The organism is Micromonospora sp. DT68 (genome assembly GCF_049847245.1).
Lineage (GTDB): Bacteria > Actinomycetota > Actinomycetes > Mycobacteriales > Micromonosporaceae > Micromonospora > Micromonospora profundi.
In genome coordinates, this window is sequence record NZ_JBNCNZ010000016.1 from 122,392 (window position 1) to 141,776 (window position 19,385).

Genomic DNA, 19,385 nt, shown 5'->3' on the forward strand with positions numbered 1-19,385 from the left:
CCCTCGCACGTGAAAGCGCCCGCCGGCTGAGCCGGCGGGCGCTTTGCTGTCGGGGTCAGGCCCCGGAGGTGACCCGGTACGCGTCGAAGACGCCGTCGACCTTGCGGACGGTGGCCAGGAGGTGGCCGAGGTGCTTCGGGTCGGCCATCTCGAAGCTGAACCGACTCACCGCCACCCGGTCACGGGTGGTGGTGACGGTGGCGGAGAGGATGTTGACCCGCTCGTCGGAGAGCACCCTCGTGACGTCGGCGAGCAGCTTGTGCCTGTCCAGCGCCTCGACCTGTATGGCCACAAGGAAGGTCGAGGCGGAGGTGAGCTTCCAACTGACCTCCACGACCCGCTCGCTCTGCGCCCGCAGGTCCTCGGCGTTGGCGCAGTCGTCACGGTGCACGCTCACGCCGCCGGAGCGGGTGACGAACCCGAAGACCGAGTCCGGTGGGACCGGTGTGCAGCAGCGGGCCAGCTTGATCCAGACGTCGCTGACGCCGCGGACCACAACGCCGGGGTCGCTGCTGCTCTGCCGGCTGCGCGGCGGCCGGGTGGCGACGGCGGTCTCGGCGATGTCCTCCGCCGCGCCCTCCTCGCCGCCGTACGCGGCCATCAGCTTCTGCACCACCGACTGCGCCGAGACCTGGCTGTCGCCGACCGCCGCGTACAGCGACGCCACGTCGGCCAGGTGCAGGTCCCGTGCGATCGACATGAGCGCGTCGGAGGTGAGCATCCGCTGCAACGGCATGCCCTGCTTGCGCATGGCCTTGACGATCGCGTCCTTGCCGGCCTCGATCGCCTCCTCGCGCCGCTCCTTGTTGAAGTACTGGCGGATCTTCGTGCGGGCGCGTGGGCTCTTGACGAAGCCCAGCCAGTCCTGTGTCGGGCCGGCCGTCTCGGACTTCGACGTGAAGATCTCGATCACGTCGCCGTTGGACAGCGTCGACTCCAGCGGCACGAGCTTGCCGTTGACCCGCGCGCCGATGCACTTGTGCCCGACCTCGGTGTGCACCGCGTACGCGAAGTCCACAGGCGTCGAACCGGTCGGCAGCGGGATGACGTCACCCTTGGGGGTGAAGACGTACACCTCCTGGCTGGACAGGTCGAAGCGCAGCGCGTCGAGGAACTCGCTCGGGTCGGCGGCCTCGCGTTGCCAGTCCAGCAACTGCCGCAGCCAGGTCATCTCGTCGATGTGCGCCGGCGGGCCGACGATCTGCGTGCCCTTGTGCTCCTTGTACTTCCAGTGCGCGGCGATGCCGAACTCGGCGGTGCGGTGCATCGCGTACGTGCGGATCTGCATCTCCACCGGCTTGCCGGTGGGCCCGATGACAGTCGTGTGCAACGACTGGTACATGTTGAACTTGGGCATCGCGATGTAGTCCTTGAACCGGCCCGGCACCGGCTGCCAGTTGGCGTGGATCACGCCCAGCGCCGCGTAGCAGTCACGAACCGTGTCGACAAGGATCCGTACGCCCACCAGGTCGTAGATGTCGTTGAAGTCGCGACCCCGCACGATCATCTTCTGGTAGATCGAGTAGAGGTGCTTCGGCCGCCCGGTGGTGTCCGCCTTGATCTTGGCGGCCTTGAGGTCGGTCGACACCTTCTGCGTCACCTGGCGCAGCAGCGCCTCACGCTGCGGCTGGTGCTCCCCGATCAGCCGGTTGATCTCCTCGAAGCGCTTCGGGAACAGCGTGCCGAACGCCAGATCCTCCAGCTCCCACTTGATCGTGTTCATACCGAGCCGGTGGGCCAGGGGCGCCAGGATCTCCAGGGTCTCCTTGGCCTTCTGCTCCTGCTTGGGGCGGGGCAGGAAGGTCAGGGTACGCATGTTGTGCAACCGGTCAGCCAGCTTGATCACCAGCACCCGCGGGTCCTTGGCCATCGCCACGACCATCTTGCGGATCGTCTCGGCCTTCGCCGCGTCACCAAGCTTTACCTTGTCCAGCTTGGTGACACCGTCGACAAGCAGGGCGACCTCACCGCCGAAGTCGACGCGCATCTGGTCGAGCGTGTACTCGGTGTCCTCGATGGTGTCGTGCAGCAGCGCGGCGACAAGCGTGGTGGTGTCCATCCCCAGATTGCCGAGGATCGTCGCCACGGCAAGAGGGTGGGTGATGTACGGGTCGCCGGACTTGCGGTACTGCCCGGAGTGCCACCGCGCGGCGGTGTCGAAGGCCCGCTGCAACAACCGCGCGTCGGCCTTGGGGTGGTTCTCCCGGTGGCTGGCGATGAGCGGCTCCAGCACCTCGCTCACCTGCGAGGTCTGCCAGGGCGCGTTGAACCGGGCCAACCGGGCCCGGACCCGCCGACCGGTGGGCGCGTTGGACAGCCCGAACCCGCCGCTGGGCGACGGGTCGACACCGGCGTCGGTGGGGAACGGGACCACTACCCCGTCAGCGCCGAGGGACGACTCGACGCCGCCCGCCGTGGCGGCGGGTGTCACAGTCGTGCCGTCGATCGCAGCCCTGCCGGAGCCGTTGCCCGAGCCCTTGCCGGAGCCCGTCACCCGGGCCGGAGCGTCAGCGTTCCGGTCGGTCACCGAGCCGTCAGCGTCGCCTGTCGGGTGCACCGTGCCCTCCGCCGGAGGGACGACATCGTGGGACACCGGCCTCCTCACCGCTCGCCGGGAAAACACCGGCCGTACATCGGCCGGCCTGGTCTCGCGCCGCCGGGCGGGGTACCGCCGGCGTCAGCAAAGGGCAATGCTACCCGCACGGACGGTCCCCTGCCGCTCCGCCGGACGGTCGGCGCGGGGTCCGCTTGACGGGCCGCGAATCAAACGGTCAGCAGGGCATGGACCGGACGCGGCGCCAGCCGCTCACGGCCACCCAGGAAACCCAACTCCAGCAGTACGGTGAAGCCGCTGACGGTCCCACCGGCCCGCTCGACCAGGTCCAGAGTCGCCTCGGCGGTGCCGCCGGTGGCCAGCACGTCGTCGACCACAAGCACCCGATGACCTGCGGTGAAGGCGTCCTCGTGCACTTCCAGGGTGGCCTCGCCGTATTCGAGGGCGTAGGAGACCGAGTGCGCCGGGCGGGGCAGTTTGCCGGCCTTGCGGACGGGCACCACGCCCACCCCGGCCGCGTACGCGACGGCCGCCGCCACCACGAACCCGCGCGCCTCGATGCCGACCACCACGTCGAAGCCGTCCCGCCCGTGGTACGCCACGATCCCGTCGACAACGTCGCGGAACACCTTCGCATCGGCGAACAGCGGCATCAGGTCCTTGAACAGGACACCGGGCTGGGGGAAGTCCGGCACGTCCAGCACCCGACTGGCCACCAGCCGGGCGGTGTCCGGGCCGAGGTCCCCGCGCGGTGCGGTGCTGTGGGTCTCCGTCACGGCAGTTCCGTTCCCTTCGACGACGACGGCGTCCGGCAGTGCTGCTCGCACAGCATGCCGGACGCCGTTCGGTCATGTCCTCCCGGGCCTACCCGGGCCGTTCCGCGCCGCCCGGCGTCACCGCCGGTCAGCGCCACTGCTGGTCAGCGCCGCCTGGGCGCTGCCGCCGGTCAGCGCCGCTTGGCGCCACCCGGCCGGTTGCCGCCGCCACCCGGGCGACCGCCCCGGGCACCGGTGGACCGCTTGCCCGCCGGCCGGGCGCCCACCTTGGGAGCGGCGCCGGCCATCGCGGCCGTGTCGTCCACGGGCGCGTCGTCCGCCTCGGTCCGGGCCGGGCTCACGGCGGCACCCTTCGTGGGGACCTCGCCACGCGCCAGCGCACCGCGGCGGGCCTGCACCCGCTTGTTGTGCGCCTGGATGCGCGGCTCGTAGTTCTTCAGCAGCGCCAGCATCGGGGTGGCCACCACGATGGAGGTCAGGAAGGCCATCGCCATACCGACGAACAGCACCAGGCCGAGGTCCTTCAGCGTGCCGGCGCCGAGCAGGCCGGCGCCGATGAAGAGCAGACCACCGACGGGCAGCAGCGCCACTACCGACGTGTTCAGCGACCGCATGAGGCTCTGGTTGACGGCCAGGTTGGCCGCCTCGCCGTACGTCTGGTTGTTGTTGGCAGTGATGCCCCGTGTGTTCTCCTGCACCTTGTCGAAGACCACCACCACGTCGTAGAGCGCGAAGCCCAGGATCGTGAGGAAACCGATGATCGTCGACGGGGTGACCTCGAAGCCGACAAGCGAGTAGATGCCGGCGGTGAGGATCAGGTTCAGCAGCAGCGAGGTGACGGCCGCGACGGCCATCCGCCACTCGAAGCGCAGGATCAGGTAGAGCATCACCAGCGCGATGAAGACCACCAGACCGAGCACGGCCCGCTCGGTGACCTGGCTGCCCCACGCCTCACTGACCTGGTTGCTGCTGATCTGACCGGGCTCCAGACCGAAGTCCTCGGCGATCTGCGCCTTCACCGCGTTCGTCTGCTCGACGCTGAGCTGCGGCGTACGAAGCTCGTAGGAGTCGCCGCCGGTGCCGCCGACCTGCTGCGCGGTGGCCACCTCGACGCCGGTGTTCTCGGCGGCGAGGGCAGCGTTGACCTCCTCCTCGGCCTGCTCCAGCGTGCCGACGCTGGCCGGCACCGAGAACGAGTTGCCGCCGGCGAACTCGATACCGAGGCTGAACCCCCGGATCGAGATGCTGAGGATCGCGATCAGGACGAGGATCCCGGCGACGCCGAACCAGAGCTTGCGTCGGCCGACGACGTTGAGACCGGCCTCACCGTTGTAGAGGCGACTCGCCAAACTGTTGTCAGCCATCTCAGGCCTCCTTGGCGCGCGGGTTGCGGGGCTGAGTCTGCTGGGTCCGGGCCGGAAGCGCCCGGCCGAGCCCGCTGACCCGCGGGGACAGGAACGCCCGGGTCCGGGCGAACATCGTCATGATCGGGTGGCGGAAGAGGAAGACCACCACCAGGTCGAGCACTGTGGCGAGGCCGAGCGCGAACGCGAAGCCCTTCACCGTGCCGACCGAGACCACGTAGAGCACCACAGCCGAGAGCAGGGTGATCGCGTTTGCCGAGATGATCGTCCGGCGGGCTCGGATCCAGGCCCGGGGTACGGCGCTGCGTGGGCTGCGCCCCTCCCGGATCTCGTCCTTCAATCGTTCGAAGTAGATGACGAACGAGTCCGCCGCCACACCGAGTGAGACGATCATGCCGGCGATGCCGGCGAGGGTGAGCGTGAAGCCGATCTGCCGGCCGAGCACCACCAGCGCGCCGAAGACCAGCAGCGCGGAGAGGATCAGGCTCAGGAAGATCACCGAGCCGAGCAGCCGGTAGTAGAAGAACGCGTAGATGATGACCAGCAGCATGCCGATGCCGGCGGCGAGCAGACCGGCACGCAGGTGGCTGGCACCCAGCGTGGCGGTGACGTTCTGCGCCTCCTGCTGCTCGAAGGTCACCGGCAGCGCGCCGTAGCGGAGCTGGCCCGCGAGGGTGCTGGCGTCCTTCTGGGTGAAGTTGCCGGTGATCTGGGAGTTGCCGGTCAGCACGCCCTGGATCTCCGGCGAGGAGACGATCTCGTTGTCCAGCACGACTGCCACCCGGCACTTGCCGTCCTGGCCAAGGGCGGTCGCGTCGCACGCCCCGCCCTCGTTGTTGAACGCCTCACGGGTGAGGGCCGTCCAGTTGCCCTGGCCCTTGCCGGTGAAGTCGAGGCTGACCACCCAGGAGTTGGTCTGGTCGAGCACCGCGTCGGCGTCCGACACGTCGGTGCCGAGCACCTTGGCCTGGTCGAGCAGATACTTGGAGACGCCGTCCTCGCAGGAGACGACCTGCTGCTTCGGGTCGGAGATCGACGCCGGCGGACGCTTGTCGAGCTGCGCGCAGCCGATCGTCGGCACGTTGAACTGCAGCTGTGCCGGCAGCACCGCCACCTCCTGCGGCGACAGGGTGCCGAACGGCTTGAGCTTCTCGGCGAGCGACGGGTCGGCGGTCAGGTCGGCCGGGCCCTGCAGGCCGCTGGCGGCCTGCCACGCGGCGGCGCCGACCTTCTGCTCTACGGCCTTGCGCTGCTCCTCGATGCTCGCCGGCACCGGCTCGGTGCTGGCGCTCGCCGACGGCGCGGCGCTCGCCGAGGCGGACGGGGCCGGCGTGGCGCTCGGCGACGCCGGTGCCATTCCGCCCTGACCGCCGCTCGGCGACGCGGTCGCCTGCGGCGCGCCACTGCCCGACGGGGTCGGGTTCGCGCTGCCGGACGGAGCCGGGCTGCCGGACGGGCTCGGCTCGGCGGCCGGCGGCGCGGCGACCGCGCCGCTGCCGTCGGCGGCCTTCAACACCTTGCGGAAGCGCAGCTCGGCCGCGCTGCCCACGTCGGTGAGGTCGCGGTTCTCACCGGGCAGGGAGATGACGATGTTCCGGTTGCCCTCGGTGACCACCTCGGCCTCGGCCACGCCGAACGCGTTGACCCGGCTCTCGATGATCTGCCGGGCCTCTTCGAGGTTGTCCGCCGTCGGGGGCTTGCCGTCGACGCTGTTTGTCGCCTCCAGCGTCACCCGGGTGCCGCCGATCAGGTCCAGGCCGAGCCGAGGCTCAAGCCGATCCTTGAAGCTGCCGCTGGCACCGCCCGCGAAGAACACCAGAAGGTAGAGGACCACGAAGATGGCCCCGAGCACGGCGAGCTGCCGTCCGGGGCGCATCTGTCCCTGAGGTGGTGCCACGGTTGTCTGTCTCCCTGTACGGTCGCGCCGCTGCACGCGGCGGCGGCGGCGAGTGTCGGGCCGGGGGTCCGGCCGACGGGGTCTGACCTGGGTCGGCATGACGCCGACACGGAGCCGGACCCACCGGCGCGGACGCTGGCGGTCACGGGACGTGCCGACGTCCGGCGTCGACCCAACTATCCAGTTTTCACGTCACGTCCGCTGCCCCGTCGGGCACGGCACCCCCGGGAGGCGGTCGTCCGGCCGTACGCCGGAAGCACCGCCGCCGATGGGGGCGTCAGTCCTTGGTGGTGTCCGCGTCCTCGGTGACCGGCTCGCTCGGCAGTTCCGCGCGGGTGACCACCCGGGCGATGGCCGGGCGGGCGTAGCGGGTCTGCACGCCCGGAGCGACCTCGAGCAGGACGCTGTCGTCCTCGATGCCGGTGACGGTGCCGTAGAGCCCGCCGATGGTCACGACCTCGTCGCCGGGGCCGAGGTTCGACTGCATCGCCTCTGCCTCGCGGCGGCGCTTCTGCTGGGGCCGGATCATCATGAAGTACATGACACCGAAGAGCAGCGCGATCATCAGGATCGGCGTGAAGCTGCCGGCCCCGCCTGCCGATTGTGCGTAATGCACGTTAAAAACCTTCCCATTGGCCTCCGTCGCGGCGCGGGATGCGCCGGAGCGGAGGCGGACTCTCACGTCCTGTACAGACCGCGGCGAAGTCTAATCCCTGCACCTGAGAACACCGAATGCGGCACAGATCACGTTCACATCACGGCTGATCGGTATCCACCGAGAACAGATCGGGTGTCGACGGGACATCTACCCCCAATGTACCATTTGGTGGCGTACGACCCAGGTGCCGCCAGGCAGCCTCGGTGGCCACCCGGCCGCGCGGCGTACGCGCCAGCAGGCCGGCGCGCACAAGGAACGGCTCGCACACCTCCTCGACGGTGTCCGGCTGCTCCCCCACCGCCACGGCGAGGGTGGACAGGCCCACCGGGCCGCCCCGGAACGAGTCCACGAGCGCGCTCAGCACCGCCCGGTCCAGCCGGTCCAGACCCAGCGCGTCGACGTCGTACACGATCAGTGCCGCACGGGCGGTGTCAAGATCGACCACGCCGTCGGCCCGCACCTCCGCGTAGTCGCGGACCCGGCGCAGCAGCCGGTTGGCGATCCGGGGAGTGCCCCGCGACCGGCCGGCGATCTCCGTGGCGCCCTCGTCCGTGATCGGCACACCGAGGATCCGCGCCGACCGGTGCAGCAGCGTCTCCAGATCCGCCGGGGCGTAGAAATCAAGGTGCGCGACGAAACCGAACCGGTCCCGCATCGGGCCGGTCAACAACCCGGACCGCGTTGTCGCACCGACAAGCGTGAATGGCTCGACATCAAGCGGGATCGCTGTGGCCCCCGGCCCCTTGCCGACCACCACGTCGACCCGGAAGTCCTCCATCGCGCTGTAGAGCAGCTCCTCGGCGGGCCGGGCGATCCGGTGGATCTCGTCGATGAAGAGCACATCGCCCTCGGCCAGGCTGGTCAGGATCGCCGCCAGGTCACCGGAACGCTCGATCGCCGGCCCGCTCGTCACCCGGATGCCCGCGCCCAGCTCGGCGGCGACGATGTTTGCCAGGCTGGTCTTACCCAACCCGGGCGGCCCGGAGAGCAGGATGTGATCCGGCGGCGAACCACGCCGCATGGCCCCCTGTAACAGCAGGTCAAGTTGGTCGCGGACCCGGTCCTGGGCAATGAACTCGGCCAGCCGCCGCGGCCGTACGGTGGCCTCCGCGTCCCGCTCGGCGTCGCTGACGTACGCCGAGACGAGCCCCTCGGTCTCACTCATCGGGTGCGACCGAGCAGGCGGATGGCCTGCTTGAGCAGCAACGGCACGGGCGGAGTGGCCCCGTCGATGGTCTCCGCGACAGCGGCCACCGCCTGGTCGGCCTGCCCGGCCGTCCAACCCAGGCCCACAAGCGCCTGGCGGACCTGATCGGGCCAGGCGCCGGCGGTCACACCGCCCACGCCGTCGGCACCGATGGACACCGGGCCGATCCGGTCGCGCAGTTCCAGCACCAGACGCTCGGCGCCCTTCTTGCCGATCCCCGGCACCCGGGTCAGGGCCGCGGTGTCGGCGTTGGCGATGGCCTTGCGCACCGCGTCCGGGGTGTGCACGGCAAGCACCGCCTGGGCCAGCCGAGGGCCGACCCCACTTGCCGTCTGGAGCAGCTCGAACAACGACTTCGCGTCGTCGTCGGCGAAGCCGTAGAGGGTCAGCGAGTCTTCCCGCACCACAAGGCTCGTGGCGAGCCGGGCGACCTGGCCGACCCGCAGCTCCGCGATCGTCCCTGGGGCGCAGTGCACGGCAAGGCCGACCCCGCCGACCTCGATCACTGCCAGGTCCGGACCCGTCGCGGTCACCGTGCCGCGCACGCTGGCGATCATCGTGCTCCTCCTCGTCGTGCCCGGTCGGCCGCGGCGGCCAGCTTCGAGCGGGTGCCGCCGCGCCAGACGTGGCAGATGGCCAGGGCGAGCGCGTCGGCGGCGTCGGCCGGCTTCGGCGGCTCGGCCAGTCGCAGCAGCCGGGTCACCATGGCTGTCATCTGCGCCTTGTCGGCCTGCCCAGAGCCGGTCACCGCCGCCTTCACCTCGCTGGGGGTGTACGTCTGCACCGGCAGCCCGGCACGCGCCCCCGCCAGCACTGCGATGCCGCTCGCCTGCGCGGTGCCCATCACCGTACGCACATTGTGCTGGCTGAAGACCCGCTCGACGGCGACGCTTTCGGGCTGATGCTTGGCGACCAGCTCGGTGAGCGACCGGTCCAGGTGCAGCAGGCGCAGAGCCAGGTCGTCGGCCGGATCGGTGTAGACCACGTAGTAGGCGACGAGCGTGCACGGGCGGCCCGGCACACCCTCGACCACGCCCACCCCGCACCGGGTCAACCCCGGGTCCACACCGAGCACGCGCACGCCGCCCCCTCCCCAGCCGTCAGCAGTACGTGTGTTCGACACCCTAACGCCCGGCCTCCCACCAGCCCCACGGGACACACCCTGCCGCGCGCCAAGATCGTGCTCGAACCTGGAAGTAGCGGCCCCACCGACGCACCGACACCACTGCATCCAGGATCGAGCGCAATCGCGCAGCGGGACAGGGCGGGCGGCGGGACAGGGTGGGCCACACAGCTTTGGCCCGGAGTATGTGTTGCCGGCCCATGTGCCGGGGCGCTGACAGCTCGTAACTTCTTGCGCCATGACGGCAGAACCCGTGGCGGTCCCCCACGTCGTACAGCTCGATCTCACCGGTCGCACCGCCCTGGTCACCGGCGGCGGCAGCGGCATCGGGCGGGCGTGCGCCCTGCGGCTGGGCGCTGCCGGCGCCAAGGTGCTCGTGGTGGACCGGAACCTGGACGCGGCCCGGACGGTCGCCGCCGAGGCGGGCGGGCGCGCCGAGGGGGTGGACCTGGCCGACGCGGCGGCAGTGGACCGCCTCGACGTGGACGTGGACATCGTCGTGAACAACGCCGGGCTCCAGCACGTGGCGCCGATGCAGGACTTCCCCGTCGAGCGGTTCGAGTACATCCAGCGGGTGATGGTGGAGGCGCCGTTCCTGCTGGTCCGCCGCGCGCTGCCGCACATGTACGCGCGGGGTTGGGGCCGGATCGTCAACATCTCGTCGGTGCACGGGCTGCGGGCCTCGCCGTACAAGGCGGCGTACGTCACGGCGAAGCACGCCCTGGAAGGGCTGTCGAAGGTGGTGGCGTTGGAGGGCGCCGTGCACGGGGTCACCGCCAACTGCATCAATCCGGCGTACGTCCGCACGGCGCTCGTGGAGAGCCAGATCGCCGACCAGGCGGTCAGTCACGACATCCCGGAGCCCGAGGTGGTCGAGAAGATCATGCTGGCCCGGGCGGCGATCAAGCGGCTGATCGAGCCTGAGGAGGTGGCCGAGTTGCTCGCGTACCTCTGCTCGCCGCCGGCGGCGTTCATCACCGGCGCGTCGATCGCGCTCGACGGGGGCTGGACGGCCAACTAGTGGGTCCCCGCACAATGTCGACCATGTCGTCGCCGGTGGAGTTTCTGGAACTGCTCGCCCGTGAGGCCGCGGCGGTGGAGTTCGAGGGGCCGTTGGTGGCCGCACGGGCCGCCGGGGCGCCGGCCGAGCGGCTGGCCGAGCTGGAGCAGGCAAGGACCGTGGCGTTGCGGGTCCGCGCGCTGCTGGAGCGGCGCCGCCGCCGGGAGACCGAGCTGTCCGGTCTGTACGACACGGTGAGCGACCTGGCCGGCCTGCGCGACCTGGACGACGTGCTGCGGGCGATCGTGCACCGGGCGCGCAACCTGCTGGGCGCCGACGTGGCGTACATGACGCTCAACGACGACGAGCGCGGCGACACCTACATGCGGGTGACCGACGGGTCCGTGTCGGCCCGCTTCCAGCGGCTGCGGCTGCCGATGGGCGCCGGCCTCGGTGGGCTGGTGGCCCAGTCCGGCGCCCCGTACGTGACAGCCAACTACGGCGAGGACGAGCGCTTCCACCACACCGGGGAGATCGACGCCGGGGTGGGCGAGGAGGGCCTGGTGGCGATCCTCGGGGTGCCGCTGCGGCTCGGATCCACATCGATCGGCGTGCTCTACGCGGCCAACCGTTCGGCGCGACCGTTCGTGCGGGAGGAGGTCGCGCTGCTGGTATCGCTCGCCGCGCACGCCGCGGTGGCGATCGACACGGCCCGGCTGCTGGCCGAGACCCGCTCGGCGCTTGCCGAACTGTCGGCCGCCAACACCACCATCCGGGCGCACAGCAGTTCGGTGGAGCGGGCCGCTGCCGCGCACGACAGGATGACCGCGCTGGTGCTGCGCGGCGGCGGCGTGGAGGACGTGGCGGCAGCGGTGACCGAGGTGCTGGGCGGGGCGCTGCTGGCGTTGGACGCCGAGGGCCGGTTGCTGGCCCGGGTCGGTGAGATCGACGAGCCGGACCGGGAGGACATCGTCGAGGCGGTGGCCGCGTCCCGCACCGAGGGACGCAGCGTGCGCCGGGGCCCCCTCTGGTACGCGGCGGTGGTGGCGGGCACCGAGAACCTGGGTGCTCTGGTGCTGCGCCCCGACGACGAGCTTGTCGACGCCGACCAGCGGATCCTGGAGCGGGCCGCGCTGGTGACAGCGCTGCTGTTGTTGTTCCGCCGGACGGTGGCCGAGGCAGAAGGTCGGGTACGCGGCGAGCTGCTTGACGATCTGATCGCCCGGCCGTTGCGGGACACCGACGCGTTGCGCAGCCGGGCTCGCCGGCTCGGGGTGGACCTGGACGCCCCGTACGTGCTGGTGGCGGTGGACGACGACGCGATCGCGGCCACCGGCTCGGCCCGGCAGCGGGTGCTCTCCTGGGCCACCACGTACGCCTCGGCGCGCGGTGGCCTGGCGGCGGCGCGCGACGGACGGGTGGTCCTGATGCTGCCCGGTCAGGACGCCGGTGGCAGCGCCCGGGCGGTGGCCCGGGATCTGTCCCGCGTGACGAGTCGACCGGTGACCGCCGGGGCGAGCGGTCCGGCGACCGGACCGACGACGCTGGCGGGGACGTTCCACGAGGCGGACCGCTGCCTGACAGCGCTCGGCGCGCTGGGTCGTACCGGTCAGGGCGCGAGCACCGCCGAGCTGGGCTTCGTGGGGCTGCTGTTGGGCACTGTCGGTGACCGGGGCGAGAAGGACGTGGCCCAGTTCCTCACCGCCACCGTCGGGCCGGTGGTCGACTACGACGCCCGGCGGGGGACGGCGCTGGTGAAGACGTTGGAGGCGTACTTCGGCGTCGGTGGCAGCCTGGCCCGCGCCGCCGAGCAGCTGCACGTGCACGTCAACACCGTGACGCAACGCCTGGAGCGGGTGGGGCAGCTGCTCGGCGCGGACTGGCAGCGGCCCGAGCGGGCGCTGGAGGTGCAGTTGGCGCTACGCCTGCACCGCCTGCGCGCGCCGGCCTGACGGTCAGCGGGCGCGGATCCCTTCGAGGACGGCGTCGACGACCCGCTCCGGCAGGTCGACCTCGTTGAGATCCGGGCTCCACTGCAGCACCCGCTGGATCAGCATCGGCCCGGTGAGCAGCGCCATCGTCACCTCGATGTCGACGTCGGCCCGGAGCACCCCCTCGTCGACGCCGCGCCTGAGCACCTCGCGCATCAACTGCCGCCGGGGCGCGATGATGTTCTGGTAGAGCTGGTACTGGTCGGTGCTGCGGTTCACCGCCGGCACCAGACACGGCATGATCTTCTCCGCCCGCGGGTCGATGTTCTTACCGATCGCGCCGACGAGCAGGATCAGGTCGTCCCGGATGGAGTGGCCGGTCGGCTGCGGCAGGATGCCCTTGAGCCGACGCAGCGCGTCGAGCAGCAGGGCGTCCTTGCCGGCCCAGCGGCGGTAGATGGTGGCCTTGCCGACCCCGGCGCGGCTGGCGATCGCCTCGATCGAGAGTGCCTCGACGGTGCTGCCCTCGGCGAGCAGGTCGAGGGTGGCCTCGATGATCGCCTCGTCGGCGCGGATGCTCCGCGGTCGCCCGGGCGACCGCGGAGCATCGGCAGTGGATCTCATGTCGGACATTGTTCCCGGACCTACGCCGTTCCGGCCAACTCGGGTTCGGCGACGGGTGCCGTCGTGGCGTCGGTCATGGCGTTGCGGCCCGGCATCCAGCGCAGCACCACGAGCATGCCGAGCGCCGCGACCACAGCGGAGAGGCCGGCCGCCCAGTGCATGGCGGTCACGAAGGCGTCGTTGGCCGCCGAGATCAGCGTCGGCGCCGCCGGGCCGAGCTGCCCGGCTGCGGCGTACGCACCGGAGATCGACTCGTTGGCCGCGTCGCGGGCCTGTGGCGGCAGGCCGGTCAGCGCGTCGCCCACATCGCTGCGGTAGACCGCCGAGAGCACCGAGCCGAGGACTGCCACGCCGAGCGCACCGGCCACCTGGCGGACGGTGTTGCTCACCGCGGAGCCGACACCTGCCTTCTCCCGGGGCAGCGCCGACATGATCGACTCGGTGGCCGGAGGCATGATGTTGGCCATTCCGACGCCCTGGACGAAGAAGACGACAAGGACGATCCAGATCGGGGTTGACGCGCCGATGAAGGCGAACGCGGCGAGGGACACCACTGTCAGCCCCAGCCCGACGGTGGCGACGGCCCGCCCGCCGTAGCGGCGGACCATGGCGGCGCTGCGCGGCGCGAAGATCAGCTGAGCTCCTGCGAAGGGCAGGAAGAGCAGGCCGGTCTGCAGCGGGCTGTAGCCGCGCACCAGTTGCAGGTAGAACGAGCTGAAGAACATCACGCCCATGGCGGCGAAGAACACCAGGCCGACGATGGCCACCGGCGCGGCGAACCGGGGCACCTTGAACAGCCGGACGTCAAGCGACGGGTGGTCGCTGCGCCGCTCGTGCTGCACGAACCAAACCAGCACGGCGAGGCCCACCAGGATGGATCCCCAGGCCACCGGCCGACCGAAGCCGTGTTCGCCGCCGTCGATGATGCCGTAGGAGAGAGCGACCAGGCCGACCACTGAGAGCACGACGCCGAGCAGGTCGACCCGGCCGGGACGCGGGTCACGCGACTCGGGGACCAGCAACGCGACCAGGACCACGCCGGCGGCCACCACCGGGACGTTGATCAGGAAGACCGAGCCCCACCAGAAGTGCTCCAGCAGCGCGCCGCCGAGGATCGGGCCGATCGCCACCGCGAGCCCGACCGCGCCGGCCCACACGCCGATGGCCCGGCCACGCTCGCGCGGGTCGAAGACGTTGGAGATGATCGACAGCGTGACAGGCATGATGGCCGCGCCGCCGATCCCCATCAGGGCGCGGGCCGCGATCAGCTGACCGGGGCTCTGGGCGTACGCCGAGAGCAGCGACGCCAGCCCGAACAGCACCAGACCGATCATCAGGAAGCGCTTGCGGCCGGATCGGTCGCCGAGCACCCCGAAGGTGAACAGCAGCCCGGCGAAGACGAGCGTGTAGGAGTTGATGGACCACTCCAGCTCGCCCTGGGTGGCGCCGAGGCCGTGCACCGGGTCGGCCAGGGTGCGCAGTGCGACGTTGAGGATCGTGTTGTCGAGGACGACGACGAGGAGGCTGATCACCAGCACCCCCAGGATCGCCCACCTCCTCGGATGTCCCGTGTTGTTGTGTAGCTCCATGCCCGGTTCTCCCCCCGGTTCACCCGTCGCGCAATACGATACGGGCCAGACTCGTAACTGGGACAGCGTAGGCGCCGAATTTTCGATACGGAACGGCTCCGTATCGTATGTGACCGGCGTCACCAGCCCGGATCGCCCCCACCCAGTGCCGTCCCTGGAGGTAGCCCTTCGCATCCTTTGCACTGCTTCAACCCACGCAACAGTTACGCCCCAAAAACGTTGCGCGGGTTGAAGCAGAGCAAAGGACGTGGACCGACCGGGCCCGACCTCCGCGCTGACCGTCCGAGGCGGGCAGAAAGTTCACCGGCGCGACGCCATCGCCGTCGCGCCGGCACGACATCAGCGCGCCCGCGGCTTCTCCAGGCAGGCGGCGACCGCCGCCGGCAACGTACCCAGGTGGGCCGCCGGCGCGGCGAGCGGCTCGATCCAGCCCGGCCCGGCGCCGTACACCCGCAGGCGCGGGAAGTCGCGGGCGAAGCGCACCAGACGGTACGCGCGGCCGGTGACAGGCGTCTGCGACCAGAGCACGACGGTGTGCGGGTTGGCCCGGTGGACCGCGCTGGTCAGCGCGGGCCAGGGCAGCGCGGGGCCGAGATGCAGGCAGCCGCGGCGGTGCTCGCGCAGCGCGGCGGCGAGCGCGTGCAGGCCGAGACAGTGCGCCTCCTGTTCGGCACCGGCAAGCAGCACCCCGCCGGTGGGAAATGACCGGCCGGGCTGCCTGCGGTACACGTCCAACCCGACCCGCACACCCTCGCACAGGGCGTGCTCGGTGGCGATCTCGGCGGGCGTACGCCCCGGCAGTTGAGCGAGCAGCGGGCGGCAGACCTGCTCCCAGAGCGCCGGTACGCCCCAGGCTTCGGCCATCTCCAGCAGCACCGTGGCGACACGGTTGTCGTCCAGGTCCTCGGTGGCCAGCCGGACGCGCTTGTGCGCGGTCTCCACGGCATCCGCCGGCATCGGATCGGTCAGCACCAGACGTACCCCCGGGTAGGCGGTGTTCTCCATCCGGGGTTCGCTGAAACGACGCGCGGTGGATGCGCCGTCGCGGAATTTACCGGCGGCGCGCAGCGAGCACGCAGGCCAGCGGGGCACGGCCGGCTTGACCGGGCCCCTTATGTTGATGATCAACACGGCCCAACGAAAGGTCCCCACCCCATGCCTGTCGGCTTCACCATGGCGATCATCTTCGCCATCGCAATGGCGGTCAGCGCCATCCTGGCACTCGTCGCACCCAAGAACGCGATGAAGCAGACGGCCGCCCTGGCGGCGCTCGGCCTGCTCGCCGTCACAGTGCTGATCAGCGTCGCCTCCAGTGCCCACTCGGTGCCCATCCGCTCGGTCGGCATCGTCACCAGCTTCGGCAAGCCCACCGGCGAGGTGACAGGTTCGGGCCTGAAGTGGGTGGCACCGTGGCAGAAGGTCGGCGAGTGGGACGCGGGCCGGCAGAAGTACGACCACATCGGCGGCAACAACTGCGTACGCGTGCGCACCGGCACGCTCGCCGACGCGTGCGTCGAGGTGCTCGTGGAGTGGCAGGTCAAGCCGGAGAACGCGCCGAAGCAGTTCATGGACTACAAGGGAGACTTCGTGAGCTTCCAGGGCCAGCGGGTGGGAGTGCAGCTCGACAGCGCGGTGAACGACGCCTTCGCCACGTACAACCCGCTGGAGCGGATCGACGCGCAGACCGGCAACCTCAACGTCGACCTGAAGCCGTTCGCCGCGAACATCAAGAGCAGCGCGGAGGGTCGGCTCGCCGAGGACGTCGACATCCTCTCGGTGACCATCACCCGGGTCAACCACGACGACAAGACCGAGGGCAACATCAAGGCGTTCCAGGACAAGCTGGCGCAGACCCGCAACCTGGAGCAGGACCGCAAGAACGCCGACATCTCCAAGCAGATCACCGAGACCAACGCGAAGGTCGACAAGGTGACCCGCTGCCTGGAGATCGCCGAGAAGAACGGCGCCAATCCGGGTCTCTGCATCAACCCGGGCATCGTCACCGGCAAGTGACAGCCGGCCGGGTGGTCAGTCGAGGCTGACCACCCAGCGGGCACCTTCGCCCCGCGCCAACCGGTCGAACGCCGCCGGCGCCTCGTCGAGGCTGACCACCCCGCTGACCAGCGGGGACAGGTCCAGCGTCCCGTCGAGTGCCGCGCCGGCCAACTCGGGCACCTCGCGGTCCGGGTCGGACGAGCCGTACACGGAGGAGCGCAGCGTCCGCGCGGAGTGGAAGATGTCCAGCGCGCCGAGGCTCACCATGTCGTCCTTGGCGCCCATGCCGACCACCGTCACCGCTCCCCCGCGCCGGGTGAGCCGCCAGGCAGCCCGGATGGTGGCGGCACGGCCGACGCACTCGAAGGAGTGGTCCACGCCCCGCCCCTCGGTGCGCGCCCGTACCTCCTTGGAGAGGCGGTCGTCGGAGAGCAGGAAGTCGGTGGCCCCGGCGGCGAGCGCCAACTCCCGCTTCGACTCGGCGACGTCGACCGCGAGGATCGTCGTGGCACCGGCCCGCCGGGCCGCGGTGAGCACCGCGAGTCCGACCCCGCCGAGCCCGACGACCGCCACCGACTCGCCCGGCGCCACCCGGGCGGTGTTGCGGACAGCGCCGACGCCGGTCAGCACCGCACAGCCGAGCAGGGCGGCCCGCTCCGCAGGCAACCCGGCGGGGATGGCGATGACGGCGCTCTCGGGCACCACCACCGCCTCGGCGAGCGCGCCGAGGCCGAGGGTGAGGTGTACCGGTTCGCCGTCGTCGGTCGTGCCGCGCTGCACCGTCGGAGCGGTGTTGGCGGCGCACAGCCACGGCTGGTCGTGCCGGCACCACCAGCACGTCCGGCAGGCGGGCGCCCAGTTGAGCACCACTGGCGTGCCGACCTCCAGCTGGCTGCCCGGCCCCGCCTCGGCCACCACACCTGTCGCCTCGTGGCCGAGCACCAGCGGGAACCTCGCGGCCAGCGTGCCGTTCACCATGGACAGATCGGAGTGACAGACACCGGCCGCGGCGATCGTCACCCGCACCTCACCGGGGCCGGGCGCGGGCAGGCGTACGCGCTCGACCCGCAGCTCGGCGCCGGCTCCCCGCGCGACAAGCGCGCGAACGGTGACCGGCGCGGCCGCCGGCTCAGGGCCGCCTGCTGGCGCGGCGGTCGACTCGGGGCCTCCCGCTGGCGCGGCCGGGGTCAGCTCGGGGCCGGTCATCGCTGGATCGCCTTCAGCTCGCAGAACTCGGTGAGGCCGTGCACGCCCAACTCCCGGCCCAGGCCGGACTGCTTGTAGCCGCCGAACGGGGCGAGCGGGTTGAACGACGCCCCGTTGATGTCGACAGCGCCGGTGCGCAGTCGTCGGGCCACCGCGAGCGCCGCGTCGGGGTCGGCGGACCACACCGCGCCGGCCAGCCCGTACTTCGAGTTGTTGGCGATCGCCACTGCCTCGTCGGTGTCGTCGAACGGGATCACGGCGAGCACCGGTCCGAAGACCTCCTCCTGGGCGAGCGCGCTGTCCGGGTGGACGTCGGCGAAGACTGTCGGTGCGACGAAGTGGCCCTGCGCGGGGACCGGCGCGTCGAGGCCTCCGGCGACCAGCCGAGCGCCGTCGGCCAGTGCCCGCTCGACGTGACCGCGGACCCGCTCGACCTGGGCGGCGGAGACCAGTGGACCGAGCCGGGTGGACGGGTCGAACGGGTCACCGAGCCGGTAGCCGGCCACCGCCGTGGCGATCAGTTCCAACGCCTCGTCGTAGCGGTCGCGGTGCACGAGCATCCGGGTCCACGCCGTGCAGGTCTGGCCGGAGTTGAGCAGGGCGTTGCCGACCCCGACCTTGACGGCGGTGGCCAGGTCGGCGTCGGGAAGGATCACGTTGGCGGACTTGCCGCCCAGCTCCAGCGCGACCTGGGCGATCCGGTCGGCGGCGAGTTGCATGACCCTCTTTCCGGTCACTGTCGAACCGGTGAACGACACCAGGTCGACGTCTGGGTGCCCGGCGAGCGCCTCGCCGACGACCGCGCCGGTGCCCGGCACCAGGTTGAGCACACCCGGTGGGAGCCCTGCCTCGGTGACGGCGTCGAAGAGCAGGTACGCCGTCAGCGGGGTCAGCTCGCTGGGCTTGAGCACCACGGTGCAGCCGGCGGCCAGCGCGGGCGCCAGCTTGGCCATCACCTGCTGCAGCGGATAGTTCCACGGGGTGATCGCGCCGACGACGCCTACTGGTTCGCGGACGACGAGGGAGTTGCCGATGCTCTCCTCGACCGGAGGGCGGGCGGCGAGGGCGACATGGTCGCGCAGGACTGTCAGCGGCAGCGCGACCTGCACCCGGGTCGCGAGCTTGAGCGGTGCGCCCAGCTCGACGGCGATGGTGCGGGCGAGGTCGTCGGCGCGCGCGGCGAGCGCCGTGTGCAGCCGGTCGAGGTGCGCGGATCGTTCGGCGGGTGCGGTGGCTGCCCAGCCCGGGAAGGCGGCGCGGGCAGCGGCGACGGCGGCGTCCACATCGGCGGCCGTACCGGCGGGCACCTGCCCGACGAGGTCGCCGGTGCTCGGGTTCTCCACGTCGATCGCGTCGGTGCCGGCGGGGGACGTCCACTCGCCGCCGATGTGCATGTGGCGCCGCAGGCGCAGGGCATCGGGCAGCTGCGTGGGCGGGGCGGCGAGGTCCATGTCGTCCCTT

At 71.2% G+C, this 19,385-nt stretch carries 16 protein-coding genes; 3 read left to right on the forward strand and 13 right to left on the reverse strand.

Features of this window, described 5'->3' with window-relative positions:
• Window positions 1-55: 55 nt before the first annotated feature.
• The 8 genes from ACPXB1_RS24775 to ruvC form a co-directional block, all read right to left on the reverse strand.
• A complete protein-coding gene (locus tag ACPXB1_RS24775; protein ID WP_355597550.1) occupies window positions 56-2,593 on the reverse strand; it encodes a RelA/SpoT family protein in 2,538 nt (845 codons plus the stop codon).
• A gap of 170 nt (window positions 2,594-2,763) precedes the next feature.
• Window positions 2,764-3,330, reverse strand: a complete 567-nt coding sequence (locus tag ACPXB1_RS24780; RefSeq protein WP_355597552.1) for an adenine phosphoribosyltransferase — start codon at window positions 3,328-3,330, stop codon at window positions 2,764-2,766.
• A 170-nt stretch (window positions 3,331-3,500) separates the two neighbouring features.
• Window positions 3,501-4,694: a protein translocase subunit SecF gene (gene secF, locus ACPXB1_RS24785; RefSeq protein ID WP_355597554.1), complete on the reverse strand. Its 1,194-nt coding sequence runs from the start codon at window positions 4,692-4,694 to the stop codon at window positions 3,501-3,503.
• A gap of 1 nt (window position 4,695) precedes the next feature.
• Window positions 4,696-6,591: a protein translocase subunit SecD gene (secD, locus tag ACPXB1_RS24790; protein WP_355597556.1), complete on the reverse strand. Its 1,896-nt coding sequence runs from the start codon at window positions 6,589-6,591 to the stop codon at window positions 4,696-4,698.
• A 277-nt stretch (window positions 6,592-6,868) separates the two neighbouring features.
• Window positions 6,869-7,207 carry a preprotein translocase subunit YajC gene (gene yajC, locus ACPXB1_RS24795; protein ID WP_355597558.1) on the reverse strand — a complete coding sequence of 113 codons (339 nt, stop codon included), beginning with the start codon at window positions 7,205-7,207 and terminating at the stop codon, window positions 6,869-6,871.
• Between the two features lie 139 nt (window positions 7,208-7,346).
• The gene (gene ruvB, locus ACPXB1_RS24800) at window positions 7,347-8,414 is read right to left on the reverse strand and encodes a Holliday junction branch migration DNA helicase RuvB (protein ID WP_355597560.1); all 1,068 of its coding nucleotides are present in this window, start codon (window positions 8,412-8,414) and stop codon (window positions 7,347-7,349) included.
• On the reverse strand, window positions 8,411-9,013 hold the full coding sequence (ruvA, locus tag ACPXB1_RS24805; protein WP_355597562.1) for a Holliday junction branch migration protein RuvA: 603 nt from the start codon (window positions 9,011-9,013) through the stop codon (window positions 8,411-8,413). The genes ruvB and ruvA overlap by 4 nt, the downstream gene beginning before the upstream one ends.
• A complete protein-coding gene (gene ruvC, locus ACPXB1_RS24810; protein ID WP_355597564.1) occupies window positions 9,010-9,537 on the reverse strand; it encodes a crossover junction endodeoxyribonuclease RuvC in 528 nt (175 codons plus the stop codon). The genes ruvA and ruvC overlap by 4 nt, the downstream gene beginning before the upstream one ends.
• Before the next feature lie 280 nt (window positions 9,538-9,817).
• Between ruvC and ACPXB1_RS24815 the strand changes: the two genes are divergently transcribed.
• Both ACPXB1_RS24815 and ACPXB1_RS24820 read left to right on the forward strand, forming a co-directional pair.
• Window positions 9,818-10,600: a 3-hydroxybutyrate dehydrogenase gene (locus ACPXB1_RS24815; RefSeq protein WP_355597566.1), complete on the forward strand. Its 783-nt coding sequence runs from the start codon at window positions 9,818-9,820 to the stop codon at window positions 10,598-10,600.
• Window positions 10,601-10,614: 14 nt separating this feature from the next.
• Window positions 10,615-12,531, forward strand: a complete 1,917-nt coding sequence (locus tag ACPXB1_RS24820; RefSeq protein ID WP_355597568.1) for a helix-turn-helix domain-containing protein — start codon at window positions 10,615-10,617, stop codon at window positions 12,529-12,531.
• A gap of 3 nt (window positions 12,532-12,534) precedes the next feature.
• Here the strand turns inward: ACPXB1_RS24820 and ACPXB1_RS24825 are convergent, their stop codons facing one another.
• From ACPXB1_RS24825 to ACPXB1_RS24835, 3 genes are all read right to left on the reverse strand, one after another.
• Window positions 12,535-13,143 carry a TetR/AcrR family transcriptional regulator gene (locus ACPXB1_RS24825; protein ID WP_425735844.1) on the reverse strand — a complete coding sequence of 203 codons (609 nt, stop codon included), beginning with the start codon at window positions 13,141-13,143 and terminating at the stop codon, window positions 12,535-12,537.
• Between the two features lie 11 nt (window positions 13,144-13,154).
• Entirely contained in the window at window positions 13,155-14,723 is a 1,569-nt protein-coding gene (locus ACPXB1_RS24830; protein ID WP_355597572.1) for an MFS transporter, read from the reverse strand.
• A 339-nt stretch (window positions 14,724-15,062) separates the two neighbouring features.
• The gene (locus tag ACPXB1_RS24835) at window positions 15,063-15,728 is read right to left on the reverse strand and encodes a transcriptional regulator (protein WP_425735845.1); all 666 of its coding nucleotides are present in this window, start codon (window positions 15,726-15,728) and stop codon (window positions 15,063-15,065) included.
• A 150-nt stretch (window positions 15,729-15,878) separates the two neighbouring features.
• On the opposite strand from ACPXB1_RS24835, the gene ACPXB1_RS24840 reads away from it, so the two are divergent.
• Window positions 15,879-16,736: an SPFH domain-containing protein gene (locus ACPXB1_RS24840; protein WP_425735846.1), complete on the forward strand. Its 858-nt coding sequence runs from the start codon at window positions 15,879-15,881 to the stop codon at window positions 16,734-16,736.
• 15 nt (window positions 16,737-16,751) lie between these two features.
• Here ACPXB1_RS24840 and ACPXB1_RS24845 read toward each other — a convergent pair whose 3' ends face one another.
• Together ACPXB1_RS24845 and ACPXB1_RS24850 are read right to left on the reverse strand one after the other, a co-directional pair.
• Complete coding sequence (locus tag ACPXB1_RS24845) at window positions 16,752-17,924, reverse strand: zinc-binding dehydrogenase (protein ID WP_355597578.1); 1,173 nt, start codon at window positions 17,922-17,924, stop codon at window positions 16,752-16,754.
• Window positions 17,921-19,375 (reverse strand): aldehyde dehydrogenase family protein, encoded by a 1,455-nt coding sequence (locus ACPXB1_RS24850; protein ID WP_425735847.1) that lies wholly within the window; start codon window positions 19,373-19,375, stop codon window positions 17,921-17,923. The genes ACPXB1_RS24845 and ACPXB1_RS24850 overlap by 4 nt, the downstream gene beginning before the upstream one ends.
• Between the last annotated feature and the right edge of the window lie 10 nt (window positions 19,376-19,385).